This is a genomic window from Paludibaculum fermentans, assembly GCF_051172195.1.
GTDB lineage: Bacteria > Acidobacteriota > Terriglobia > Bryobacterales > Bryobacteraceae > Paludibaculum > Paludibaculum fermentans_A.
In genome coordinates, this window is record NZ_JBPJAQ010000005.1 from 216,809 (window position 1) to 241,628 (window position 24,820).

A 24,820-nucleotide genomic window follows, 5' to 3' on the forward strand; every position below is an offset into this window, starting at 1 on the left:
GGCAAGAGATGCCGGCCACAGGGGCGGCTCAGCGGCGACCGCGAGGAGCCGCCCCTGCGGATGGTCAGTTGGGCAGGATCCTGCGCACACGGATGTTGCGATAGCGGACCTCGGAAGCGTGGTGCTGCAGCAGGACAGGACTGTCGAACGCAAAGTCCACTGGGTAGCGCGCGGTCAATATTCCATTGAGCCAGTGCTCCACATGGTCGCCGGTCACCAGTAAGCGGGATTCGTTCCACTCACCGGCCGGCCTGGCGGCTGGTTGGGCAACCGGGACGACGCCGTAGAGGGCTCCGCTTTTCTGGCGGTCGTCGACGCGGGCTCCGGGGTCGCCTGCGTCGTCGGCCATCTGGTATTCCCAGCCAGCGGCATAACGGGCAGGTCCAAAGTTGATCGTGTCGGCGCCGAACAGCCGGTACTTCACGCCGGAGTTGCTGCGCGCGGAGGCCATCCACTCCCACTTCATCTCAAAGGACCGATATTCGCGGTCGCTGCGCAGGTCGGCGCCCTGGCTGCCGGGCATCGAGATGAGGCAGCCCTCCGCGACGCGCCAGGATTGCCCCAGATCGCGTGCTCCGCCGAGTGTGAGCCAATGCCCGGAGGATTGCCCGTCAAACAGGATCTCCCAGTCTCCGTCCTTCTTGAGAGGTTCAGCCGGAACGGAGCTGTCGAGCGCGGGGAGCGGCTGATTCAGAGTCTCGTGGACCGTGGCCAGTTTCCAGGACTGTCCCTCATGAACGAGAGTGTAGTTGAAGGCGCCCGAGGCATAAGCTGCGCCAGGGGTGGTATCCCGCCACAGGCCCACGGCCACCGCGACGTCGGGGCGCAGGAATTCCAGGTGACGGATGAAGTGGGCGAGCTTTCTTTGGTCCCCGGTCGTGCGTCCGAACAGATTGCCCAGCCGGGTTGCGCCGGAACTGAAGCGAGTGGAGGAGGGGCGCGTCAGGGAAGCCAGGGTCTCGCGGCTGCCGTCCTGCCAAGCCGCGAAGTAGCGACTGATGGTGTCCCGCACTTCGCGTTCGGCGGTGACGTGATCCGCCGCTTGTGGAAGAGCAATATTCGTGAAAGCCAGAAACAGGAAAGCGAGGCGGCTCTGATTCATGTTGGATGATTTGACCTGATCATTCGGACTCACGGAGAAGTTGCGGGATTCGCTCAAAATGCCGGTCGCGCGTAATCAGGGTGAGATCGTGTTCCAGCGCGAGCGCGGCGATCCAAAGATCATTGTGCGGCACGATGGAATCCAGCCTTGAGTTCGCCTAGCACCGGGAGCGGAACCCAAACTTCCTCCCACGTTCCCAGACGCTCCGCCAACCGGGCATCGCCCCGCAATAGATCAGTGAGGCGGTTCGTGCCGGCCGCGACTCTCATTTCCATCTATCCCGGTCAAGTTGCCGGCCGGCCGCCAGGATTTCATCGAATGCCGGGTCGGGTGTCCACTTGCCGACCAGGTCGGAAAAGTCGGCCCGGTTCCTGGTGCCGATGGCCGCTTCGCTCAACTCTTCGACAAGCATCTGATTGAGGCTTACTTTGCGTTTGGCTGCTTGGCGCCTGAGGATGAGGTCCACTTCGCTCGGCACACCGCGAATGGTGTACGGCACCACGGGTGCCTGCTTCTTCATGCCTGCACGATAGCATGAAGTGCAGGCATCGACATGCGGACCGGCCTGCGCCTGCGGATCTACCTGAGAGCCCGCCGCCACCACCCCAATTCCCGCCACTTCTGCTGCAGCGCTGGCGACCCTAGCCGGGAACAGGTCGCGATTCCCTCTCCGGCCCTGCCTGAGATCCTGGTGGCTGAAGGAGCGGACGTTCAGGATATCGTGACCACGCTGCGTGGCTCAGCCTTTATCCGCATCGAGAGCTTCGACGAGCGCGACGTCGGGGCGCAGGAATTCCAGGTGACGGATGAAGTGGGCGAGCTTTCTTTGGTCACCGGACGTGCGTCCGAACAGGTTGCCCAGCCGGGTTGCGCCCGAACTGAAGCCGGTGGAGGCCGGGCGAATCAGGGACGCCAGGGTTTCGCGATTGCAGTCCTGCCAGGCCGCGAAGTAGCGACTGGTGGTTTCCCGCACCTCGTGTTCGGCGGTGAGGTGTTCCGCCGCTTGCGGCAGGGCCGGGGTCGCGAGACTGAGTAGCAGGAAGGTGAGAGATCCCTCATTCCGGTGCAGAGTTTAGCGTGATTGGGCGGATTGGCGAGATAACAGACGGCTGTTCGGCCATGCTGCGGCCGGCATGGCAGCGGCTCTGGATCGGTCCGGGTTTCGCCTGGCGGCCCTGCTCGCATCGGGTCTATGCGAATCAGAGCGACTGCCTGTGCGCGGTCCCCTGGTGGAATGGCTGAGGGCGAGTTCGCCACAATGCGAAGAAGATGGCCACCAGAAACGCGTATGTGGCTGCGAGAAGCCAGGGCGTCTCCCACGGGATTCCATCGAGGTGGACGGACGAAACCGGCCACAGAGGCTGGATCGCAAACCAGCCGCGGTGCGTGACGATATCGACCGCGATATGAAGCAACCAGCCCAGTAGCTCCCACACCGGCCTCCGCGCAATGATCCATGCGGCCACAAAGACCAGAACGAAGATCAACAAACTGTGAACGCAGTTGTAGAGTCCAAAGACCCAATCGAGGCGCGGCCCCCCAGGCTGTGGCAATAGAGTCGTCGTTGCGCCCGTCAGGCGCCACCAGATTCTCAAGACCGCTGGAACCGTAAAGCTGGCGAGGTCGGGGAAGACACCGAAGAATACCGCCCACCCCAAACGAACAGGCGCAGCCAGCCTCCGATTCACGAATATTGCCGCAGCCGCCGTGTATAGCCCGTGAGCAACAATGTCCAATTTCCGCAGGACTCCTCGTACAGCATACAAATCCCCGGCAACAGGAGGAATGTGCTGCCAAGCAGCGCCTGAGAACGGCATTGGGTTGCTACTACAGCAGCGCGGACGGGAGTTGCTCCCTCGTCAAATTCTGCTGATCGCCGGTAGCCATATTCTTCAACGCATAGACCCCGGCTTCGATCTCGTTGTCTCCGAGGATCAGCGCATAGCGCGCCTTCAGCTTGTTGGCCGTCTCCATCGCGCGCTTCAGCTTGTGATCCGTTGAGACCTCGACAATATGCCCACCACGCCGCAGATCGCGGGCCAGCAGGGCCGCATGCTTCACCGCCGCGTCGCCCATGGGCACCAGGAACACATCCAGCCTGGCCAGGTCCTCGGCCTTCGTCTGCTCCTCGATGGCCATCACCAGGCGGTCCTCGCCGATCGAGAAGCCGATGCCTGGCGCCGGCACCTTGGAGCCGAGTGACTCCGCCAATCCGTCGTAGCGTCCGCCGCCCAGAATGGAGTTCTGCGCGCCCAGTGCACCGTGCGTCACTTCGAAGGTCGTGCGCATGTAGTAGTCCAGCCCGCGCACCAGGCGCGGCCGGATCTCGTACTTCAGTTCGCGTGCCGACAGCAGCGACTTCACCGTCTCGAAGTGCGCGGAGCACTCCGGGTCCAGGTAGTCGAGGATCGACGGCAGCGCGTCGATGATGGGCTGATCCTCGGGCACCTTGCAGTCGAGCACACGCAACGGATTGGTATCCGCGCGGCGCTGGCAATCGGTGCACATGGTGTCCTTCACGGACTGCAGCCGCTCGCGGAGCGCTTCCACAAACACCGGGCGGCACTTCTTACAGCCGACCGAGTTCAGCAGCAGCGTTGGATTCTGCGCGCCGCAACGTGTCAGGATCTCCATCGCCAGTTCAATGACTTCCGCATCGACGGCCGGGGCTTCGGTGCCGATGCACTCCGCGCCGATCTGTGAAAACTGCCGGTAGCGGCCCTTTTGCGGACGCTCGCGCCGGAACATGGGCCCGATGTAGTAGAGCTTGGTCAGCCCCGGGATCTGGTCCAGGCGATGCTCGATGTAGGCACGGATCACCGACGCCGTGTTCTCAGGCCGCAGCGTGATGGACGACCCGTCGCGGTCGTCCCAGGTATACATCTCTTTCGAAACGATGTCGGTTTCTTCGCCGACGCCGCGCGCAAACAGAGCGGTCTCTTCGAAGATGGGCGTGCGGATCTCGTGGTAGTGGAACGAGCGAAACACCTCGCGCGTCACGGCTTCGACATGGTTCCACACGGCCGATGAAGGCGGCAGAATGTCTCGGGTCCCTCGGACTGCTTTGATCATTTGGATTTGTTTAGTGAGCCGCTTCGTCGCGGTAGTCCTGGCGATAACGGATGTAGCGCTGGGCGTTTTCCTTGAACCGCGCCTTCTCTTCTTCCGTCACCTGGCGGCGGACCTTGGCCGGCACGCCCATCACCATCGACTCTGGGGGGATCTCCATGCCTTCGGGCACCAGCGAGCCGGCGGCGATCACCGATCCTCGCCCGATCTTCGCCCCATTCAGGACGATGGCGCCAATCCCGACTAAAACGTCATCTTCCACGACGCAGCCATGGAGACAGACCATGTGGCCGACGGTCACGCGGTTCCCCAGAATCACGGGGTACCGGTCCAGCTCTCCATGCAGCACGGAGCCGTCCTGGATGTTGGTCTCGTCGCCAATCACGATCTTGTTCACATCGCCGCGCAGCACGGCGCTGGGCCACACGGACGAACGCTCACCCATCGTGACATCCCCAATGACAGTGGAGGCCTGGTCGACGTAGGCGGTCTGGGCGATCCTGGGGTAGATACCCCGGTAAGGACGAATCATAGATGTTCCCGCAAGAAACTACCATCGTATCATCGAGAGTATGAAGCTCTGTTTGCTGTTCACGGCGGTGCTGCTATTGGCGAATGTGGCGGCCTACGCACAGAAGGCGCCCTTCACCGCGGCCGAGATGCTGAAGCTAAAGCGAATCTCGGAACCGAATGTCGCCCCTGATGGACACGCTGTTGTCTTTACCGTCGGCGAAGTGGACGTCGACAAGAACGCCCAGGATCGTCAGCTCTGGCTCGTTTCGCCGAATGGAACCGGCCTGCGCAAGATCACCACGGAGGGCCGGAATACCGGCGCCCGATTCTCCCCGGACTCTAAATCAATCGCATTCATCTCTACCCGGGGCGGTTCCGGCCAGATCTGGATCATGGACGCCAACGGGAGCAATCCCAGGCAGGTAACGAAGCTGAGCAGCGAGGCGGACGGGGTGATCTGGGCGCCGGACGGCAAGTCGGTGGTCTTCACGAGCGAGGTCTACCCTGAGTGCAACGCCGACGACGCCTGCAACGCCAAACTGATCGCGGCGGAAGAGAAGAACAAGGTCAAGGCGCGCACCTACACCAGCCTGTTGTACCGGCATTGGACTGCCTGGCGCGGCAAGCGCGTGAAGCACCTGATGACGGCCCAACTGGAAGGCGGAGCCGTGAAGGACCTCACACCCGGCTTCAGGTATGACGTGCCGCCTTTCTCCCTGGGCGGCGGCGGCGACTATGCCATCTCGCCCGACGGGAAGGAAGTCTGCTACGCCGCGAACCTGGACGAAGACCAGGCCACCAGCACCAACTGGGAGCTGTACACGATTCCGATCGAGGGCCCGTCGGACGGCGTCGAACCGAAGAAGATTTCCACGAGTCCAGGCGCCGATGCCAGCCCGCAGTATTCGCCCGACGGCAAGTGGATCGCGTGGCGCATGCAGGTGCGCGCGGGTTATGAGAGCGACCGCTGGCGCCTGGTGGTGATGGACCGCGAGTCCGGCCGGATCAACGTGCTCACCGAGAATCTCGACCGGCATGTTACCGGATTCACCTGGCACCCCGACTCGCGCCGCCTGGCCTTCACGGTGGAAGACCGCGGCCGCCAGCAGGCGCAACTGATCTCTGTCAACGGCGGCGGAGTGCGGGCCATGACGCAGGGCGCGACGCATGTCGACGACCTGCAGTTCACGGCCGACGGAAAGACCCTGGTTTACACCGAGGTGACCGGCGCCAGCCCGACCGAGATCTACAAGGCGGCTAGTTCCGGCGGCGCGCCCGAGCCGTTGACCCGGCTGAACGAGGCGTTCCTGGCGAGCCACGACCTGCGCAAGCTGGAGGAGTTCACTGTGGCCGGCGCCGAGGGCGCACAGGTCCACTCCTACCTGCTGAAGCCGCCGAACTTCGATGCGAACAAGAAGTACCCGGTCCTGTTCCTAATCCATGGCGGGCCGCAGGGCGCGTGGGGCGAGACCTTCAGCTACCGCTGGAACCAGCAGGTGTTCGCCACGGCCGGGTTTGTGGTGGTGATGCCGAACCCGCGCGGCTCCACCGGCTATGGCACCAAGTTCACCGACGACATCAACGGTGACTGGGGTGGACGGGCGTATGAAGACATCATGGCGGTGGCCGACTATGTCGCCAAACTGCCTTATGCCGACGGCGATCGCATGGCGGCCTCCGGCGGCAGCTATGGCGGCTACATGGTGGACTGGATCGCAGGCCACACCAACCGCTTCAAGGCGCTGGTATCGCACGCAGGCGTCTACGACCTCTCCAGCATGGGCGGCGAGACCGAAGAGCTGTGGTTCTCCACCTGGGAGTTCAAAGGCTTCCCCTGGCAGAACCAGGAGATGTACGACAAGTGGTCGCCCTCGCGTAGCGCGGCCAACTTCAAGACACCCACGCTGGTGATTCACGGCGAACTGGACTACCGCGTGCCTTATGGCCAGGGCCTGCAATTGTTCACGGCCTTACAGGCGCAGAAAGTGCCTTCCAAGCTGCTCGTATTCCCGGATGAGGGCCATTGGGTGCTGAAGCCGCAGAATTCGCTGCTGTGGTACTCCACGTTCCTGGACTGGGTGGAGGAGTGGACGAAGAAGCCGTAACCGGCAATCGTCATCACGCTGCATTTGTTTCGTCATTGAACGGCAATACTCTTTCGATACAGTCAACAGGCGGAAAGAGGGTTGCTGGCTCACATGGGAAATCTGTCGTGACGGCGCTGGAGCGTCCGCGCCGTGGAAGAATGCTGCTCACGCCCGGCCAGGCCACCGTCAGCCAGGGCGTCAGATCCGCCATGCTGCGGGACCTGGGCGAAAAGGACGGTGAGTTTCAGGCGCTGGTCCCGGAGATCCGCCGCGAGTTGCTGGCCGTATCGGGCCTGAGCCAGGCGGAGTACGACGCGGTGCTTTTCCCGGGCTGCGGTTCCGCCGCACTGGAAGCCGTGCTGGGCTCAGCGATTCCGCGCACCGGCCGGCTGCTGGTGGCGATCAACGGTGGCGGCGGCCGCCGCATTGCCCGCATTGGAGCCGCGCTGGGCGTGGACACGCGGCGCATCGAGTGGCCCGAACAGGCGCCGCTGGAGCCCGGCCAGATCGGACTGATCCTGGAGAGCGACCCCGCCATCACGCATGTCGCCGCCGTCCACTGCGAAGCGTCCACCGGCCTGCTCAATCCCATCGGTGAGATCGGGCGGTTGGCGGCCCGTCACGGCCGCGGCCTGATCGTGGACGCCTCAGCCAGCCTGGGCGGCGCGCCGCTTGGCATGGAGAGCGGAGCGATCCAGTTTCTGACGGCGTCCTCGGAAGGCTGCCTGCAGGGCGTTCCGGGCGCCGCGTTCGTCCTGGCCCGGCGAACGGCGCTGGAACCCTGTGTGGGACGGGCGCGGGGCTTCACTTTCGACCTGGCCGCCCAGTGGCTCTCCCAGAGCCAGACCGGCCGCATGCGGACCGCGCCGCCGGTCCAGGTGATGCTGGCGCTGCATCATTGTCTGCGGGAACTGCGGGAGGAAGGCGGGGTCCCCGGGCGTCAGGCGCGCTATGCCGCCAACACCCGTACGCTGCTGGCGGGCATGAGTGCGCTGGGTTTCGAACCGCTGCTGCCCGCGCCGCTGCGCAGCCACCTCGTCACGGCCTTCCGTCAACCGGGCCACCCCTGTTTCCAGTTCGACCTGTTTGCCGCCCTTCTGCAGCAGCAAGGCTTTGTCCTGGATCCAGGCGATACCCACCCGGGCGGCTATTTCCGGGTAGCCGCCATTGGCGATCTGTACCCCGAGGACTTCGAGCGGTTCACCCGCGCGGCGCACGGCATTCTCACCTCCATGGGCGTCGATTGGGCCCGTCCTGCGGCCACGGCCGTCCCGAGCGACACTATGGTGAGGGGGTGAGTATGGATTTCGTCTATCGCCGCAGCTATCGCGGCCGGGTGCGGGCCGTGATCTTCGACCTGGCCGGCACCACGGTCGATTTCGGCTGCCGCGCTCCGGTCGACGCACTGATCGAACTCTTTCAGCGGCACCAGATCCAGATTGCGGTGGAAGATGTGCGCCAGGCCATGGGCATCCACAAGAAGGATCACCTGCGCGCGATCCTGCAGTCGCGCAGCGTGGTGGAGCAGTGGCGCGCGGCGCACGGGGAGACGCCGGACGATGCGGACGCGGAGCGGCTGTTCACCGAGTTCATCCCCATCCAGACGGCCGCCATCGGCCGCCACGCCGATGTCATTCCCGGGGTGAGTGAAACCATCAATCAGCTGCGCAAGCGCGGCATCCGCATCGGCGCGACCACCGGCTATACGCGGGAGATGATCAAGGGCCTGCTGCGCGACGTGGCGCCGCATGGTTTCCAGCCCGACAATCTGATCTGCGCCGACGAAGTGCCGGCCGGACGCCCTGCACCGTGGATGGCGGTTACTTCCGCCATGCGCATGGGGATCTATCCGCTCGAAGCCTGCGTCAAGGTAGGCGACACGGTGGCGGACATCGAAGAAGGCCTGAACGCGGGCATGTGGACCATCGGCATCACCTGGGCCGGCAATGAAGTGGGCCTCACCGAACAGGAGTGCGAATCCCTGGGACCCGACGAACTCACCCGCCGCGTCACCCGGGCGACTGACCGCCTGGGCGCGGCCGGGGCTCATTTCGTCGTCGAAAGCGTGCAGGACCTGCTGCCGGTGATCGAAGCCATCGACACCCGCATGGCGGCCGGCGCCAAGCCGTAGCAGCCCGTGGCAGAAGTCGCGCGGCCCCGTTCGCACCGCCGCCTGGACTGCATCGGTAACTAACCAGGGACTAGATGAGTTTCAACAAAGCGGAGCCATGACCAAAGTGCGGAGCGGCGGCGGAGCGAACCCAAAGGGCGGCACGAGGTTGCGGCCCACGGCTTTGTCGAGCCTTCCTCCGAGTGGCCGGCACTAGTTCGGTCGGCTCTTCGCGCCGTGGGCTCGCAAGCTCTTGCCGCGGGGCTCGCGGGACTTCTGCCACGGACTGCTAAGCCGCGCGCGGCAGGCGGGCCTTCAAACCGCCCCATTTCAGGCCGGGGAACAAGCGCCGCCAGGCGAGTTCCAGCAGATTGAACAGCAGGGCCGCGGCCAGCAGCCCCGGCCACAAACGCATGGAGGAAGGCAGGCCCGGACCAGTCGAGTCAAAGATGCGTTTGGCCGCGGGGTTGAACCGTCCACCCGTGTAGGCCGCCAGTTGCTGCAGCAGCAGGGTGTTGTTGCCGTAGGTCGTCACTTCCGGCTCGGGCAGGTACAAACCGACCTCCGGGAAGGCCCGCGATTCCACCAGGGGGCGTACGCGGAACAGGCCCTTGCGGTTGCCCACCTGGATCTTGCCGCGGAAGTGATCGGCGCTGAGGCGCTCCAGCGTCACCGGAACCTGAAATCCATCCGGCCCGATTGCAAACAGAGCCGGCAGTTTGTCGGGCGCGGGCACAGCTTGCGACAGCCGGTATTCGACCACCAGATTGCCGTTGGCGGAGTCGTTGGTCAATGTCGATTGACCAGGCTGTGAGTGCGGCAGCAGGTCCCGCAGCACGTTCGCCCAGAACTTGTCGTAGCCAGCCCAGGTGACCCACGACGCCGCCCAGCGCGACTTCGCGTCGGAGGTGAACACGGCCGCGCGGCCCAGCCCATACTGCCAGCGGGCCAGCAGCGGGTCGTCCTTCTCGCCAGCCGTCGACGAGGTGATGGACAGGATGGTCTCAGCCGTCGGCTTGGCCTGGAAGCGGACATAGCCCTTCAAAGCAGGCGCCTTGTCCATGGGCAGGCCTTCCAGGATCTCCGCCTGGTGCGCGACCTTGGGCTGAATGGTCTTCTCAATGGTGGTGGAACCCGTATGCTCCATCACGTCCTTGAGCAGGATCTGTTCCAGGCCGGAAGGATCCGTCAGGAAGTAGGCCTTGCCCTTGGCGGTGAGGGCGACCTTCTCCAGGTAGGCGCGGTTCACATCCTGGCCCAAACCCACGGTGGAGATGGTGATCCGGTTGTTGGCCGCATCGCGCGCCACCGTCATCGAATCGCCCTCTTCCGAGATGCCGTCCGTCAGCAGCACGATGTGCTTGTACGCGCCGGTGGCGGTGGTCATCCGCTTGTAGCTCTCGGTGAGGGCCGGGGCAATCTGCGTGCCGCCATCCGGAGTGATGCCGGCCACCAGGCGTTTGATGAGGGTCCGGTCTTCGGCGCGGCGCAGCGGCACCGCCCATTGGAATGAGTTGTCGAAGATCAGGACGCCCACCTGGTCGATGGGCCGCAGGTTCTCCACCACGCCAATGGCGGCGAGCCGGGCCAGTTCCATCTTGCGGCCTTCCATGGAGGAAGACTTGTCGACGATGAGGATGACCGAGGCGCCTTCCGGACTGCGCGGCGGTGCAATGAGCGCGGGCAGGGTGCGGTCGAGCGCGTCCTGCGGCAGGTTCTTCTTGTCGACGTAGATATTGTGTTCGCCGCCGATGACCATCAGGCCGCCGCCCTGCTGCACGAAACGCTCCAGGTCTGCCTTCCGGCTGGCCGGCATCGCTTCCATGTCCCAGTTGTTGAACAGCACCAACTGGTAGTCGTCGAAGCGCGCATCAGCGAACAGGACATTGGAGACCACGTCGAATTGGGCCGCTGTCAGCGTGCCGAACAGGTGCGACTCCATGCCCGAGGCGTCCTGGGAGAGGTAGAGCAGCCGCGGCCGGCGCAGCGAAACGGCCTGCTCGACGCGCAGTTCGCCCAGTTCCGGCGACTTCAGGGTGACCAGGAAATCGATGGCTCCGGGCGTCGCCACCGCGGCGCTGACCCGCAGATGATTCATGCCCGGTTCCAGGGCCACCTGGGTGGACCCCAGCGGCTTGCCCTCGGCCAGCAGTTCCAACGTGCCGGACGCTTTCGAGGGGCTTTCGACGTTCAGCTCGATGGGAAAACGTTCGCCAGTGAACGCCACTTCCGGCAGGCGGGCCGATTCCAGCTTCAACTTCGGTTCCGGCTGGCCGGGCAAGGCGAAGGTATCGATGGGGATGCCCAACTGACGTGCCTGCCAGGCGGCGCGCGCCACGGAACCCGAGTTCTCCTTACCGTCCGAGATGAGCACGATGCGCGGAATCAGGCCGGCGGGCAGGGTCGCCGAGGCTTCGCGAATCGCGCTTTCCAGGCTCGTCTCGCGGCCCATCTCGCCGCCCGTACCGCGCAGCTTCCAGCCGGACGCGTACTCCTGCGGCTGGGCCATCCGGATGGATCGCGCAAACGGCAGCACTCGCACGATATGGCGGCCGCGGGCATCATCTATGCTCGAAACCAGTTTGGATTCCAGAGCCAGGTCTCCGCCGGAGATGCTCGCCGACGTATCGGCCAGCACGGCCACGCCCAGTTTCGTCTCGTGCACCGGCAGGCCGGGTTGGAACAGCGAAATCAAGACAGCGGCGATGCTCGCCAGCTTCAACACCATGGCCAGCGGAGCGGCGGGCTTGCTGCGGTAGAGCCACCATTCCAGCGCGATGAGCAGCGCGCCCAGGATGGCCAGGATCTGCCACATCTCCTTGGGCAGCGGCGTGGTGGCCACGGGCGCGGCCAGGCCGCGAGCGGCGCTCGACGGGATCTCCCAGGCAGTGGAGCCCAGGCCGGGCAGCGACAGGGCGAACATCAATTCCGAATTGGGCGCCAGCACGCGCACGGTGGAGGGCGAAGCCGTGAAGAACCGTACCGTGCGGCCGTCCACGGTGAACGGCAGCGCCGCGCCATCGGAGTCGAGTACACGGATCTGGTCTGGAGCCGCCAGTTCATTCAGGTCCGCGCTGACTGAGCCCGGAGTGGCGGCCAACACCTCCTGCCGCAGAAATGTCTCGGGCGAGATCCACTGCATCAGGTTGGCGAAGAGCAATGGCGTCGTCAGCTCGTAGCGCAGGTCGGAATGCAGGGGATGGAAACCCAGCGTCACGCGCTTCGGCTGCCCCTGGACGGCGCTGGCCAGAATCACCGGCCCCTGCGCGGTTTCTGCCACCACAACGTCTCCGCTGCCAGGCGTCAGTACGCGCGCGCCCTTCAGCTTCATGTCCTTGGAGTGGATGCCGGAAGCGATGGGCTGGCCCGAGTTCCAGCGGGTGATGGTGGCGTCGTTCGTCCCCGGGCGGATCAGCAGGCTTGCCTTCAGCGGCAAGGTGGCGGGCGAGAAGGAGTCGAGAATCACCAGGTCCGCGTCGACGTTCGAGGCATATTGCGACGGCTGGTAGTAAGTTGGCTCCACCCGCGCATCGGAGCTCAGCATGGGCCGCAGCAGGTCCGGTTCGCTGGAATAGACGGCGACGCGCAGCCGGCGCGGTACGGGGATCTCGAGCAGCGCGCGGTCGTCGGCCGGCAGGCCGTCCCGCGCATTCAGCCGCGCTTCCAGCCATCCGGCGGCCGTGGAACGGAACGAGAAGTTCGAAACAGCGTCGCTGTGCGGCGCCAGGGTCACCAACTGGTTCGACACCAGCGCCCCGCCCAGGCCGACAGTCAACGGCACATTGTAGGGAGTGGACGAGTAATTCCGAGAGGTGACGGACGCATTGAACAGGGTGGCGTCGTTGGCATCGCGCCGGACGGTCACGCGCGTCAGCCCCAGGTTGGCCGGCACGGCCTTGGTACTCAGGACACGCAGATTCCTGGGTGGATTCAGCGACGACGAGGGCTCGATCTGCCCGGGTCCGACATACAGGATCTCGCCCGCGCTGCGTGCTTCCAGCCGCATCGCCTGCTGGGCGAGGTCGAACGCCGGCTGCAGGTCCAGCGCGGAGGATGACGCGACTGAGCCTTTGATCGCGGCCTCTACCGCCGTGTGGTTCGACTCAAACCGCGTCACCGGCGTGGCCAGCGAATCGGCCCGCACCACCATCACGCGGTCCTGCGACGGCACGCGCTTCAACCAGGCCAGCGCCAACCGCTGCGAATCGGCATGCAGGGCTGGATTCTGGAGCCAGGCGGAGTTGTCCAGCAGCAGGATATGGTCGAGCCCGGATGTATCGGGCCGGCCCAACCGCGGCTGGGCAATGGCGAGCAGCAGGCAGGCAATGGCCAGCAACTGCAACAACAGGGACCACGGCTGGTCGACCTTGCGCCGCCGTTTCTGCTGAACGTCCTGCCGGGCATTCTGCCAGAACCGCAGGGTGGCGACGGTGTACTGGCGCCGCGACCGGATGAGCAGGTACAAGGCCACGGTGGCCGCCGACACCGCCGTGAAGAGGGCCAGGAACTCAAGCGCACTCAGATTGGCAAAAAACAAAGGCTATGCACTCCGCGGGGCGCGTTGCAGTTCCGCGCCGGCTTGATTCAAGGCCGAAAAAATGGCCTCTTCCAATGGGACGGATGTCGAGAAGCCGGCGTAACGTCCGCCCGAGCGCAGTGCAAGATTTTCTATGGCGCCCGCATACCGATCGAACTCTTCCGTATAGGCCTGGCAAGTTGCCTCGTCCAGGGAGATCTCCAGCGACCCGCCCGATTCCGCGTCGCTCAGCACAACATCCCCCTTCAGGTTCGGCGACCGGTCGGAGTCGGTCCAAACCTGCACCAGCATCAGTTCATGGCCGAAATCGGCAAGATACTGCAAGGGCTTCAACACTTCCCCGTCGTCCAGAAAGTCGGAGACGACAATCAGCAGCCCCGGCTTCTGGTAAGCCGAGATGAACTGCCGCACCATCTCGAAGTAAGACGTGCGGCCGCCCGGTTCGAGAGCAGCGAGAAAATCGTTGACTGGCCCAAACCGGTGGCGGCCGCCGGAAGCGAGGTGCGAATCGTCCAGTTTCTCGTGAAACGGCTGCAGCAGGATGGAGTCGTGCCGCACCAGCCCGACATAGGTCAGGGCCGCGGAGAGCCGGCGGGCATAGTCGAACTTGGTGCCCGCGCCCGGCTCCGGTGAAGCCGTCATGGAGGACGACGAATCCAGCAGCAGCCGGATGGGCGTGCGCGGCTCCACCTGGAACATCTTCAGGAAGAGCTTTTCCAGCCGCATGAAGGCGCGCCAGTTGACCGCGCGCAGGTCGTCGCCCTGGTGGAAGTTGCGGTGGTCCAGGAACTCCTGCCCCGGGCCGGCATAGCGCGAAACGTTATGTCCGCCCACCAGGCCGCGAAACGACTTCTGCCAGCGGATGGTCAGGCGTTCGAGCCGTTCCAGAATTTGACGGTCCAGCAGGGGAGCAGCCATGGCGTTTCGTTCTCAGTGCGTCCGAAAGGCCTCCGGCTCAGGCGCGCGTCTGCGCGGCTTTCAAACTAGCCGCGGTGATGATCTCCTTCAGCAGTGTTTCCGGGGTCTGGTCGTCGGCGTGGGCATCGAAATTGAGGATGATGCGGTGCCGCAGGACGGCCGGGGCGATGGTCTTGATGTCGTCGATGGACAGGTGCGCATGGCCGTGCATGAAGGCGTAGACTCGGCCGCATTCCACCAGCGACTGCGCGCCGCGCGGAGACGACCCGTAGCGGATGTACTTGTTGGCCAGTTCGTGCGCATAGGCGGTGCCCGGTTGCGTGGACATCACCAGGCTGACGGCGTAGTCCTGCACATGCGGAGCCACCAGCACTTCGCGGCAGGCGCGCCGGATGGACAGGATGGTGTCGCGATCCATCACCTGGCTGAGTTCCGGTTCCTCGCGCGCGATGGTGCGCTCGATGATCGTATTCAGGTCTTCCCGCGTCGGATACTGCACGAGGATCTTCATCAGGAAGCGGTCCAACTGCGCTTCCGGCAGCGGGTAGGTGCCTTCCATCTCGATGGGGTTCTGGGTCGCCATCACCAGGAACGGCGATTCCAGGTGGTGGGTGACGGTGCCCGACGTGACCGTCCGCTCCTGCATGGCTTCCAGCAGGGCAGACTGCGTCTTGGGGGTCGCGCGATTGATTTCGTCCGCCAGCACCAGGTTCGAGAACACCGGACCCGGCTGGAATTTCAACGCCTTGCCGCCCGTGTCCGTCGTTTCCATGATCACGCTGCCGACGATGTCGGCGGGCATCAGGTCCGGTGTGAACTGGATGCGGGAGTACTTCAGGTGCAGAACACGAGAGAGCGTTCGCAGCAGGGTGGTTTTGCCCAACCCCGGCACCCCTTCCAGCAGCACGTGGCCGCCCGCGAGGAGGCAAATCAGTACGCCGTCAACGACGTCCTGCTGCCCGACGATGACTTTACCAATCTCATTGCGGACAAGATCCAGCCGCGAAACGGCTTCCGGAAAGGGCGAAGAGTGAGCCACATGAACATTGTATGGCAAGCCGGATCGCAGCCGTTCCGGCCCTGTCCCGGGGCAGGCCCGAATGTTACTCCTGCGGACGGTTCGGATATGATGTGCGTGACTTCGCCCAGGGAAGGAATGCGCCATGACTCGCCGTGAAATGATGCTCGCCAGCCTGATCGCGGTACCCGCCGCCGGCAACAGGATCCGCCTGGGCGGCCCCGTGTTCCAGAAGCCCGAGGACCCGCGCGAGTTGGCCCGCGAGCACCGCAAGCTCGGCTATAGCGCCGGCTATTGCCCGGCGGCGAAGCCCGGGGACACCGCCCTGCTGCGCGCCATCGAGGCAGGCTTCCAGGCCGAAAACGTTACCCTGGCGGAAGTGGGCGTGTGGGTCAATCTGCTGGAAGCCGACCCGGCTCAACGCAGGATCAATTTACAGAAGGTCACCTACGGCCTGGCCGTGGCCGACGAGACCGGAACCCGCTGCTGCGTCGACATCGTGGGCTCCTACAACCCGAAATACTGGGATGGCCCCGATCCGCGCAACGTCACTCGCGAGTGCTTCGACGCCGCAGTCGAGAACGCCCGCTCCATCATCGACGCGGTCAAACCGAAACGGGCGAAGTTCTCGTACGAAATGATGGGCTGGACCGTGCCCGATTCGCCGGACTCCTACCTCAAGCTGATCCGCGCCATCGACCGCCCGGCGTTCGGCGTCCACATCGACGTCTGCAATATCATCAGCTCGCCCGACCGGTTCTACAACAACGCCGGCGTCATCCGGGAGTGCTTCCAGAAGCTGGGCAAGTGGATCCTCTCCTGCCATGCCAAGGACCTGGAGTGGGTGAAGGAGATGAACCTGCACTTCGTCGAAGTGGTGCCAGGCCGCGGCAAGCTGGACTACAAGGCGTATCTGGGAGCCCTCGCCGCCCTGCCGCACGAAGCACCTCTCATGCTGGAGCACCTCAAAACGGCCGGGGAGTACGCCGAAGGCGCGGCCTACATCAAGAAGACCGGCGCTGAGGCCGGTCTTTCATTCGTTTGAAATTCGGGGGAGTGGAGAATCAGGCTTCGACGCTGAGGACGCCGGCCGAACCGGCCGCGTTCGCCAGGCAACCGACAATGGAAGCGATCTCCGACACGGCCGTGCGCGACGAACGGCCCAGGCAGGTGCGGGAGAAAGCGTCCCACAGGCTCATCATCCGGAAGTCGACCCGCAACATCGTGCGCTCGACCGTTGACAGGTGCTCTTCCACCATCGGAGCCTTGCTGAGCAGCTGGTTGACGATGAAGTAGTCTTCCTCGAGGGCGCTGCGGAAGGCGGAAAGATCGAGCTCGTCCGCGGAACCTTCCAGCAGGCGCTGGATTTCCAACACCGCGAGGCTCGACGCCTTCGCGACGTGCGTGGCATAGTCGACTGAAGTTCTGGTCCGCAGAATCAAAATACAGCTATAGCGGAACCAGTATGCGAACAGGACCACCGAGAAACCGATAATGATGATACTTGCGACCATCGATGTGTTGTGCTCCGGGTCGGCCGACCGACTGAGCCAGCCTCAACCCTAGACAGAGCATAACATAGCGTCCTGGGAGGACAATACGTCCTGTACGTACTAAGAGCGAATAACCCGCCACTTAGGTAAAGAGCCTACCTGAGCAGCACAGGGGAAACCCGCAAACGTTGCCGTCCTAATGCGTCATGGAATAAATGACGTAGTTCACACCCAGCCGGATGGCCTCGGAGGAAAACCGTTCCGGATAGTCCGGATCATCGGCAAACTCCCACCCGTCCCCGACATCCATGTTGAAGCAGATGGCGATCTTCATCCGCCCCTGGCCGTCGCGGATGGCCCGCCAGTGCGGTTCAATTCCGCCGCGCTCAATCATATCTCCATGGACGACGTTTGCACCGGGCACCCGCACACGCTGCTTCAGGTCGAACACTGTGCGAAAGGCCGGGTCGCCGTCCTCGAGTTCTTCGGCGTGCATCGACGGGTCGATCTGGTGGATGCCCTCCATGAAATTCGCCCACTCGCGCTCATTGTGAAAGTCGTCGACCATCAGGAAGCCGCCGCGGTCGAAGTACTTTCGCAAGCGGTCCGCCTCGGAAGGGGACAGCCGCCAGTCGCCCACTGAACCGGCGAAGATCCATGGCAGATTGTAGATGTCATCGCTGCTGACGTCGACGATCGTCTCGATGGGCTGTATGTCCACGCGGGTCAGCCGCTTGAGCAGCGAGACGAAGATTCGGTCGCCCTTGTTGACGTCGATACCCCAGCGATAATACCGGCGGCCGCGGTCCATGGGGGACCGGTAGCGCAGCCGCCCCAGCGCGAATTCGGCCTTGTGCAATGCGTCGGGCGGATCGTCCACGGGATCCTGCATCTCGTGTTCATACCGGGCCCAGACGCGGTCGCGCATCTGCGCCCATGCCAGTAAGCCGCCCAGCAGCAGGAGTACCAGAAGGGCGCCAGTGCGTGATCTGGGACCACACGAAGCCCGCATGCTTAGAGACTACCCCGAGATAGCCATTCTTCACCAACAAATCTTGTCAAAAAGCACGCGCAGCCGCCGCCCCTTCGCGGGATGGATCGACTCGACGAACCCCACCCGCCCGTTCAGGTGAGCGCGGAAGTCCGGGACAGCCGCCCGGTTCTGGGTCTCCGGTCCATGCCGAAGGCAGTTGGTCAGAATGGCCTTCAGCTCGTCGAAATCCGCGCGCGGGATGTTCAGATGGACATTCGTCACCAGCCCCGCCAGGCGCTGCTGGGTGCTCCGTGTCATGATCCGCGTCTTGCGGTGGTTGACGCCGAAGCCCTCTTCCCCCAGGATGGCTGCCGCATACACAGAAAACTGCCTGGCGTTCACAGGCCCATCAAAGGAGAAGGCCAGATCGTCGGCATAGCGCGTGTAGAGGGCCCCGAAGTTGCGCGCGAGCCCAGCCAGCCGGCAATCGGCGCGGTAGGCGCACAGGTTCGCCAGAGCCGGCGACGTGGGCGCTCCCTGCGGCAGGTGCGGCCACTCATACAACCGGCGCGCCTCCATCAGATCTGCCGCCGGAATCGCCGCGCCGGCCTGAGGCCACATGCGGATGGGGGTCCGATTCGTGCAGACGCCGGCCAGCAGGTCCGCCACGGTTTCGGGATACCCCAAAGTCCGGAAAACCGCCTGAATCCGGGCGGCGGGCAGGGACGGGAAGAAATCCTGCACATCCATTCGCAGGACGAGCGCTCGCCCGGCATGAGGCTCGGCGAAAGTCCGGATGGACCGTCCCGGGCAAAACCCGTGCGCCGCCGCATGCGCCGGTACGCGATCGAGGATGCCGTCCAGGATCCGCCGCTGAAGCTCCTTCAGCCGGGGCTTGGGCGCCTCGATCAACCGCACGCCGCCACGCTTTTTGGCGAGAACCCGGTAGTGATAGTGACCCAACGCAGCCCGTCCGGCCCGGGCATTCAGGCCCTTCCGATCAGCAAACCAGTCCAGATCCTCGGGCCGCACGCCCATCCAGGCGGCCAAGTCCCCTTCGGTGACCAGCTCAGGCACACCCCACGCGACGGCGGCCTGCACAGGCTGCATGCGCGGCGGCTCAGTAATCCAATGCGATACGGAGAGCTTGTGCGCGCGGTGCCGGAAGCCCCGGTCGTCCAACAGAAACCGGATGACTTCCTTCCGCCTCGGGCGGATGCTGCCCTGGTGTGCTTTGACGAAGCGCCGGGCCAGCGGCAGCAGCCAGAACCAGGGCCGTCCCAGGACTTGGGCCGCGCGCGCGGCAATGCCGTCCGCGGTGGGTTCTCCGCTGGCGAAGCAGCGGGCGAGGGCGGAGACAAGTGCGGGATAAGCCATGGCCGGGCGCGTCCGGATGCTCCAACGAGTCTCACCTGGCGTGGGCAGAACTGCGTGACAGCGCAGCGGAGCGCACGCGACGAATGCCTGGCTATTCCCGATGCCCTGGGGTAACCCCAGAGAGGCTGAACCGAACACGGAGGACCGGCTCAGGCCGAGCTTGGAGCATCCGGCCGCCGTCCGTACTATAACAAGCCCGAAATCCGGGTCCAAGCCCCTACCAACCGGAGGCCATCCCTCGCTGCAGCCGGGAGCAACGGCTTTAGAATAGAGTTCGATGACTCGCCGCAGCGTGCTCGCCTGGAGCTGGTTTGCCGTCGCACCCCCTGCGCTGTGCGCTGCCGAACAGGCAGACCGGATCGTCATCCACAAGGCCCGCCGCGAGCTGCAACTACTCCAGAACGGCAAAGTCTTCAAAACTTACAAAGTGGCGCTGGGCAAACAGCCGGTGGGACCCAAGATCCAGCAAGGTGATATGCGTACGCCGGAGGGGCTGTACCGGGTTGACGGGCGCTATGCCAGGAGCCAGTTCCATAGGGCCCTCCACATCTCCTACCCCAACTCCACCGACCGCGCCCGGGCGCAGCGGTTGGGTGTCCAGCCAGGCGGCGACATCCTGATTCACGGCCTACCCAACGGCCAGGGTTCCGTGGGGAATGCCCACTTGCAGAGCGATTGGACGTGGGGCTGCATTGCTGTGACCGATGAGGAGATCGAGGAGATCTGGAAGCTGGTTCCGAACGGAGCTGTGGTAGAGATCCAGCCTTAGCGGGTTGGGCCTCCCCTGGGTCAGCGATACACGGCGCAACCCCGCTCCTCCAGGGCAGCCAGCCAGGACGGCGGATCCAGGGTGGTCACCCAGCGCAGGTCGAGCTTCTCCAGCAGCGGCAGCTCAGCCAGTGCCGCGGGCAGGGCCCGCAGGGGATTCCCGCGCAGGTCGAGCTGCCGCAGTGCGCGTAGCGTCCCCGACGAATCAGGCAGCGTGGTGAGCTGATTGTTCCGCAGGTGCAATTCCCGCAGGTTCGACAGCCGGCCAAGGGACTCCGGCAGCGCGGACAACTGATTGTCGGAAGCCCGCAACTCGATCAGGCCAGCCATTTCGCAAACACATTCCGGAAACTCGTGGAAGGCGTTGCCGCTGATGTTCAGGTAGCGCAGCCGGGTGAGGCGCGCCAGCGAAGCCGGCAGCGAGGGAAGACAGTTGTCGTGGAGATAGAGGAAGTCGCGCAGCCCGGCCAATGCCCCCAACTCCTCCGGCACCTCGGTGAGCCGGCTGTGGCCCAGGTCGAGCATGCGCAACTTCTGCATCCGACCAACCAAGGGCGAGAGCTCGGTCAGATCATTGTCGGCCAGCACGAGGGTCTCCGCCTCATCCTGGGACCACACCCAATCCGGCACGCGGCCCAAGTGCTGTTTCCAGAGATTCAAGTCCTGCGCAGGTCCATCCGTCATGAAGGAAATGCTAGCGCGAGAGGCTGGCAGCCGGTTGATGCGACACTGGCCGTCCGGCGGACGCGCCGGGCCAGCTCCGGCCGAATCGAGTCCGGCCGGAACCTGAGTGAGAATCCCCGCGAGCTCTACGTCTACTCCGCAACCGCCGCGGACGGGGTATTAATTCTGCTTCTCATCACGTGGTGGCGGTTTCTTTTCCTTCTTGGGCTCCGGTTGCGGGGCAGGAGCAGGCGGGTGAGCCGGAGGCGCGGCCCGCTGGCGTCGTTGAACCTCCTGCTGCTGCTCGCGCTGTTGCCGCTCCCGCGCGTCCTGCTGCTGCTTCTGCTGCAGCTGCCGTTGCGACTCCTGCTGTTGCTCGCGCTGCTGCCGCTCCCGCGCATCCTGCTGCTGCTTCTGCTGCAGCTGCCGTTGCGACTCCTGCTGTTGCTCGCGCTGCTGCCGCTCCCGCGCATCCTGCTGCTGCTTCTGCTGCAGCTGCCGTTGCGACTCCTGCTGCTGCTCGCGCTGTTGCCGCTCCCGCGCATCCTGCTGCTGCTTCTGCTGCATCTGCCGCTGCGACTCCTGCTGCTGTTCGCGCTGCTGCCGCTCCCGGCCATCTTGCTGCTGCTTCTGTTGCATCTGCCGCTGCGACTCCTGCTGCTGCTCGCGCTGCTGCCGCTCCCGGCCATCTTGCTGCTGCTTCTGCTGCATCTGCCGTTGCGACTCCTGCTGCTGCTCGCGCTGCTGCCGCTCCCGGCCATCTTGCTGCTGTTTCTGCTGCATCTGCCGTTGCGACTCCTGCTGCTGCTCGCGCTGCTGCCGCTCCCGAACATCCTGCTGCTGTTTCTGCTGCATCTGCCGCTGCGACTCCTGCTGCTGTTCGCGCTGCTGACGCTCCCGAACATCCTGCTGCTGCTTCTGCTGCTGCTCACGTTGTTGCCGCTGCTGCACTTCCCGCGGCTGCGCTTCCCGGGCATCCTGCGGCTGTTGCCCAGGAGCCACGCCAGGACGCCCGTTCGCCGGCGCCGGCTGGCCCCCCGGCTGTTGCCCCACGCGAGGCTCCACCCGTTTCACCCGGCTCATATCCACGACGCGAACCGGAGCCGCCGCAGCGGGAGCACCCTGCCGGAGCTGCCGCACCTCTCTGTCCTGCAGCGGTTGCCCAGCGTTCCTCGACAGTGCCGCCTGCTGCCGGTCAAACGGCACTCCGGGCGGCGGTGGAGCGGTCCTGGCCACCACCCGCCGGCTCTGTGAGGCAGCGGGCGGCCGGGCCACGGCACGCGCATTCGATTCGGCCTGCGCGCCCAGCACACTGGTTCTCTGCGGAACGATGAACGGGCCCGGAGCGACGCGCACAGCCTCGATCTGCGCAGCACTGACCGGCCGCGCGAACTGTCCCACGCGACGCCCGCTGGCAAACTCTCTCTGCGGCACCGCCGTCACGCCGTTGTGCACCCGCTGGTTCGCGTAAACCACCCGCGAATTCCGATCGTTCCGCGCATTGTAATAGTTGTTGATGGTGACGTTGTTGATCACCGTATTCGTCGTGTTCACCCGCGTGAAATAGCGCTGGCTCGACCGGTACGACGGATAGTACGGTTCACGCGGACCCAGCGGGAACCAGCCGACCGCCGGAGCCATGCCGCTGGAAAACGTCATACTGAACCCGGAACCGCCGCGCCCTCCGCCTACCCAGGCCACCATCGCCGGCGCGTATGTCGGCGCCACCTGATACGGTCCGGGAATCCAGCCCCAACGTCCGCCGAAGGAGGCCCAACGGCCATAGTGATAGGGTGCGAAGCCCCACGGCGCATCGTCGACCCAGGTCCAGCCCCAGGGAGCGATCCAGGCCCAATGCCCGTCGTGATAGGGAGCCCAGCCCGCGGAAACCGAGGCCGGCATCCACACCTGGCCGTACTCCGGCTGGCTCTCCCAACTGCCGTATTGATCCAAATCGTCATAACCCGGAACCTCGCGCGAAACGAACCGCGCCGACTGCGACTGGTCCTCGCGACGGTCGCGCGCCGAGCACCACTCGTCCAACTGGTCGCCTCCACCCGCCGAGGTCAGGTTGTATTCCAGTTGATCGCCGCTGCGCACCGCCACCCGCTGCCTGGCGTAGAGCGGGAACGATTGCCCGTCGCCCGTCACCTCGCCCTCCCCATCGCGAACCGTCACGTAGGTGGTCTGCGAGTCGGGATCCGCGTCGATGCGGTAGATACCAGGCCGCCGAACTGTGAACGCCATGTTCGGTGTGTCGATCTCCAGCAGTTGATCCTGCGCGATTGAACGGACACGAACGATCAGCGTGCCCTCCGAAAGCCGGATCTGCGCCGTCTGATCGTCCAGGTTCAGGAACTCGAAATCGGAGCGCTCACCCAGCCGCAGGGCCATCGAGCCGATGTGAAGTTCGGCCCTCCCGCGCGCATCTACCCAGATCTTGTCGCCCGTGGTCAGTGGCCGGTTGATGCCGGCATCCACCCAATCGTCCACGCCACTCGGCTGGAACGACACGGACCCTTCGCGGTAGTTCAACCGGGCCACCCGGCCGGGCGGATCCTGGGCCGCCAGGAATCCCGCTGAGGCTGCCATAACCAGCGCAACCATCGTCAACCGCCGCGTATACTGCATTCGCTTCTCCTTCACTCGCGCACTCGCGCCGAAGCCGCACCCGGGCCGGCTTCGACGACTCGTCCGCCAACATACTACTGCACGTGCGCGGCCAATTCACCGCCCCTGGCCCAGAGCTTCCCCGTCGCACCTCGCCGTTTCTTCGCGAACGACGCAAGGCCACGCCCTACATCACCGGCGGCGGAACCCCCTGCCCCGGCACCAAACGCGATGAAATCGCGGGGCTTCCGGTTGCGGCGTCTCTTCCCTCCCCACAGGCAGGGGATGGGCGCCGTGACTCCGGCAGGTCACATGACCGCATATCGTTATCCATCAGCTCGGCGGCCCGACCTTCCGGCGGGATTCCAATCAGGCTGGCAAATACTACAGGGAACCGGTCGGGCATTCTGCCGCGATCCGGCGCCAATGGGCTTTCGCCCGCTGTACCCTACTCCATCCCGATTTGCATGGCAGCGCCCTTCGTGAACCGAGCAAAAGGGCTGGGACTCCCAGTCGCTGTGCTGTAACCTGGGAGCCATGAGCGATGGCTATCGTAGGAGTCCTATCTTTCTGGCAGCCGGCATCCTGCTGGCCGGCACAGTCCAACTCCTGGCCTCCGATCCCGGTTCCTTCGACCGTACCCTGCCCGTCTCCGGCCCTGTCTACCTCGACGTAAGAAGCGACCCCGGCGGCCTCATCATCAGCAGCGGTTCCGCAGCCTCGGTCCGTGTGCGCGCCATCATCAAGCCCTTGTTCGGGCGGCTGGATCTCGACCTCGCCGAAGCCAACATCCGGGCGTTGGAAAAAGACCCGCCCATCGAACAGGCCGGCAACCGCCTCCGCATCGGCTATCCCAAGGATCCGTCGCTGTTGCGCGGCGTCAGCATCCGCTTCGAGATCGAGACCCCACAGGCAACGGAAGTCCGCGCCACCACGACCTCTGGCGGTATTCGCATCGACGGCATCGACGGCCCCGTGAACACCACAACCAACTCAGGGCGCACGGAGGTTACCAACGTGGCGGGGGCGATCCAGGTGAGCGTCCACTCCGGAGCCGTCACGGTCCGCGACGCAGGCAGTTCCGTGGTCGTCCGCAGCCAGTCCGGCGGCATTCAGCTCACCGGCATTCGCGGAGCCGCCGAAATTCTGACCACCTCGGGCCGCCAGGAGATCGGCGATGTCTCGGGCACGCTACGCGCCACAACCCAGTCGGGTAGCATCCGCATTGACGATGCCAAGGCGGGCGTCACCGCTCGCAACAGCTCCGGCAGCATCACCGCACTGCGCGCAGGCGGATCAGTCCACGCGGAGACTACATCGGGCGAGATCCGGATCGAACAACGCAATCCGGCGCCCATCCGCGCAGTGGCGGGATCTGGTGCAATCCATGTCCAACTGGCCGATGGCGGCGGCTATCTGATCGACGCGCTTTCGCGCTCCGGCAAGATCTCGGCCCCGGCCGGAATCGCCACGCAGATCGCCAGGGACGGGCACAGCCTCAAAGCGCAGCTAGGCTCCGGCGGACCGCTGGTGGACCTCGACACGCGCTCTTCGCGCATTGAGATCCGCTAGCCGCCCGGCC

General features: G+C 64.8%; 21 protein-coding genes. 7 read left to right on the plus strand and 14 right to left on the minus strand.

Annotated elements, in window-relative coordinates:
• Positions 1 to 64: 64 nt before the first annotated feature.
• The 3 genes from ACR9Y2_RS39490 to ACR9Y2_RS39500 all read right to left on the minus strand — a co-directional run bounded on the left by ACR9Y2_RS39490 (position 65) and on the right by ACR9Y2_RS39500 (position 1,622).
• Positions 65 to 1,102 (minus strand): family 16 glycoside hydrolase, encoded by a 1,038-nt coding sequence (locus ACR9Y2_RS39490; RefSeq protein ID WP_435047431.1) that lies wholly within the window; start codon positions 1,100 to 1,102, stop codon positions 65 to 67.
• A 19-nt stretch (positions 1,103 to 1,121) separates the two neighbouring features.
• On the minus strand, positions 1,122 to 1,235 hold the full coding sequence (locus tag ACR9Y2_RS39495) for a PIN domain-containing protein (protein WP_435047432.1): 114 nt from the start codon (positions 1,233 to 1,235) through the stop codon (positions 1,122 to 1,124).
• Positions 1,236 to 1,367: 132 nt separating this feature from the next.
• The gene (locus tag ACR9Y2_RS39500) at positions 1,368 to 1,622 is read right to left on the minus strand and encodes a hypothetical protein (RefSeq protein WP_435047433.1); all 255 of its coding nucleotides are present in this window, start codon (positions 1,620 to 1,622) and stop codon (positions 1,368 to 1,370) included.
• 33 nt (positions 1,623 to 1,655) lie between these two features.
• Here ACR9Y2_RS39500 and ACR9Y2_RS39505 point away from each other — a divergent pair, with 33 nt between their 5' ends.
• On the plus strand, positions 1,656 to 2,138 hold the full coding sequence (locus ACR9Y2_RS39505; RefSeq protein ID WP_435047434.1) for a hypothetical protein: 483 nt from the start codon (positions 1,656 to 1,658) through the stop codon (positions 2,136 to 2,138).
• 163 nt (positions 2,139 to 2,301) lie between these two features.
• Here ACR9Y2_RS39505 and ACR9Y2_RS39510 read toward each other — a convergent pair whose 3' ends face one another.
• The 3 genes from ACR9Y2_RS39510 to ACR9Y2_RS39520 form a co-directional block, all read right to left on the minus strand.
• Complete coding sequence (locus ACR9Y2_RS39510; protein WP_435047435.1) at positions 2,302 to 2,838, minus strand: hypothetical protein; 537 nt, start codon at positions 2,836 to 2,838, stop codon at positions 2,302 to 2,304.
• Between the two features lie 91 nt (positions 2,839 to 2,929).
• The gene (hisS, locus tag ACR9Y2_RS39515; RefSeq protein WP_435047436.1) at positions 2,930 to 4,174 is read right to left on the minus strand and encodes a histidine--tRNA ligase; all 1,245 of its coding nucleotides are present in this window, start codon (positions 4,172 to 4,174) and stop codon (positions 2,930 to 2,932) included.
• Between the two features lie 10 nt (positions 4,175 to 4,184).
• On the minus strand, positions 4,185 to 4,703 hold the full coding sequence (locus tag ACR9Y2_RS39520) for a gamma carbonic anhydrase family protein (RefSeq protein WP_194448574.1): 519 nt from the start codon (positions 4,701 to 4,703) through the stop codon (positions 4,185 to 4,187).
• A 40-nt stretch (positions 4,704 to 4,743) separates the two neighbouring features.
• On the opposite strand from ACR9Y2_RS39520, the gene ACR9Y2_RS39525 reads away from it, so the two are divergent.
• From ACR9Y2_RS39525 to phnX, 3 genes are all read left to right on the plus strand, one after another.
• Positions 4,744 to 6,789 (plus strand): prolyl oligopeptidase family serine peptidase, encoded by a 2,046-nt coding sequence (locus tag ACR9Y2_RS39525; protein WP_435047437.1) that lies wholly within the window; start codon positions 4,744 to 4,746, stop codon positions 6,787 to 6,789.
• A 140-nt stretch (positions 6,790 to 6,929) separates the two neighbouring features.
• Complete coding sequence (locus ACR9Y2_RS39530) at positions 6,930 to 8,069, plus strand: 2-aminoethylphosphonate--pyruvate transaminase (protein WP_435047438.1); 1,140 nt, start codon at positions 6,930 to 6,932, stop codon at positions 8,067 to 8,069.
• A 2-nt stretch (positions 8,070 to 8,071) separates the two neighbouring features.
• Positions 8,072 to 8,902 (plus strand): phosphonoacetaldehyde hydrolase, encoded by an 831-nt coding sequence (phnX, locus tag ACR9Y2_RS39535; protein WP_435047439.1) that lies wholly within the window; start codon positions 8,072 to 8,074, stop codon positions 8,900 to 8,902.
• A 268-nt stretch (positions 8,903 to 9,170) separates the two neighbouring features.
• Here phnX and ACR9Y2_RS39540 read toward each other — a convergent pair whose 3' ends face one another.
• From ACR9Y2_RS39540 to ACR9Y2_RS39550, 3 genes are read right to left on the minus strand one after another with little or no spacing between them, the layout of a single operon-like run.
• Entirely contained in the window at positions 9,171 to 13,418 is a 4,248-nt protein-coding gene (locus tag ACR9Y2_RS39540; protein WP_435047440.1) for a VWA domain-containing protein, read from the minus strand.
• Positions 13,419 to 13,421: 3 nt separating this feature from the next.
• Positions 13,422 to 14,336: a DUF58 domain-containing protein gene (locus tag ACR9Y2_RS39545; protein WP_435047441.1), complete on the minus strand. Its 915-nt coding sequence runs from the start codon at positions 14,334 to 14,336 to the stop codon at positions 13,422 to 13,424.
• Positions 14,337 to 14,373: 37 nt separating this feature from the next.
• Positions 14,374 to 15,375: an AAA family ATPase gene (locus ACR9Y2_RS39550; RefSeq protein WP_435047442.1), complete on the minus strand. Its 1,002-nt coding sequence runs from the start codon at positions 15,373 to 15,375 to the stop codon at positions 14,374 to 14,376.
• Positions 15,376 to 15,499: 124 nt separating this feature from the next.
• On the opposite strand from ACR9Y2_RS39550, the gene ACR9Y2_RS39555 reads away from it, so the two are divergent.
• Positions 15,500 to 16,399: a sugar phosphate isomerase/epimerase family protein gene (locus tag ACR9Y2_RS39555; protein ID WP_435047443.1), complete on the plus strand. Its 900-nt coding sequence runs from the start codon at positions 15,500 to 15,502 to the stop codon at positions 16,397 to 16,399.
• A 19-nt stretch (positions 16,400 to 16,418) separates the two neighbouring features.
• On the opposite strand, the gene ACR9Y2_RS39560 is transcribed toward ACR9Y2_RS39555, so the two are convergent.
• The 3 genes from ACR9Y2_RS39560 to ACR9Y2_RS39570 all read right to left on the minus strand — a co-directional run bounded on the left by ACR9Y2_RS39560 (position 16,419) and on the right by ACR9Y2_RS39570 (position 19,197).
• Complete coding sequence (locus ACR9Y2_RS39560) at positions 16,419 to 16,868, minus strand: hypothetical protein (protein WP_435047444.1); 450 nt, start codon at positions 16,866 to 16,868, stop codon at positions 16,419 to 16,421.
• Between the two features lie 175 nt (positions 16,869 to 17,043).
• Entirely contained in the window at positions 17,044 to 17,859 is an 816-nt protein-coding gene (locus ACR9Y2_RS39565) for a DUF4159 domain-containing protein (protein WP_435047445.1), read from the minus strand.
• Between the two features lie 30 nt (positions 17,860 to 17,889).
• The gene (locus tag ACR9Y2_RS39570) at positions 17,890 to 19,197 is read right to left on the minus strand and encodes a reverse transcriptase family protein (protein ID WP_435047446.1); all 1,308 of its coding nucleotides are present in this window, start codon (positions 19,195 to 19,197) and stop codon (positions 17,890 to 17,892) included.
• Positions 19,198 to 19,474: 277 nt separating this feature from the next.
• On the opposite strand from ACR9Y2_RS39570, the gene ACR9Y2_RS39575 reads away from it, so the two are divergent.
• Positions 19,475 to 19,966 (plus strand): L,D-transpeptidase family protein, encoded by a 492-nt coding sequence (locus ACR9Y2_RS39575; RefSeq protein WP_435047447.1) that lies wholly within the window; start codon positions 19,475 to 19,477, stop codon positions 19,964 to 19,966.
• A 20-nt stretch (positions 19,967 to 19,986) separates the two neighbouring features.
• Here ACR9Y2_RS39575 and ACR9Y2_RS39580 read toward each other — a convergent pair whose 3' ends face one another.
• A complete protein-coding gene (locus ACR9Y2_RS39580; protein WP_435047448.1) occupies positions 19,987 to 20,649 on the minus strand; it encodes a leucine-rich repeat domain-containing protein in 663 nt (220 codons plus the stop codon).
• Positions 20,650 to 20,808: 159 nt separating this feature from the next.
• Positions 20,809 to 23,259, minus strand: a complete 2,451-nt coding sequence (locus ACR9Y2_RS39585; protein ID WP_435047449.1) for a DUF6600 domain-containing protein — start codon at positions 23,257 to 23,259, stop codon at positions 20,809 to 20,811.
• A 516-nt stretch (positions 23,260 to 23,775) separates the two neighbouring features.
• Here ACR9Y2_RS39585 and ACR9Y2_RS39590 point away from each other — a divergent pair.
• A complete protein-coding gene (locus tag ACR9Y2_RS39590) occupies positions 23,776 to 24,810 on the plus strand; it encodes a DUF4097 family beta strand repeat-containing protein (RefSeq protein WP_435047450.1) in 1,035 nt (344 codons plus the stop codon).
• Positions 24,811 to 24,820 lie beyond the last annotated feature (10 nt).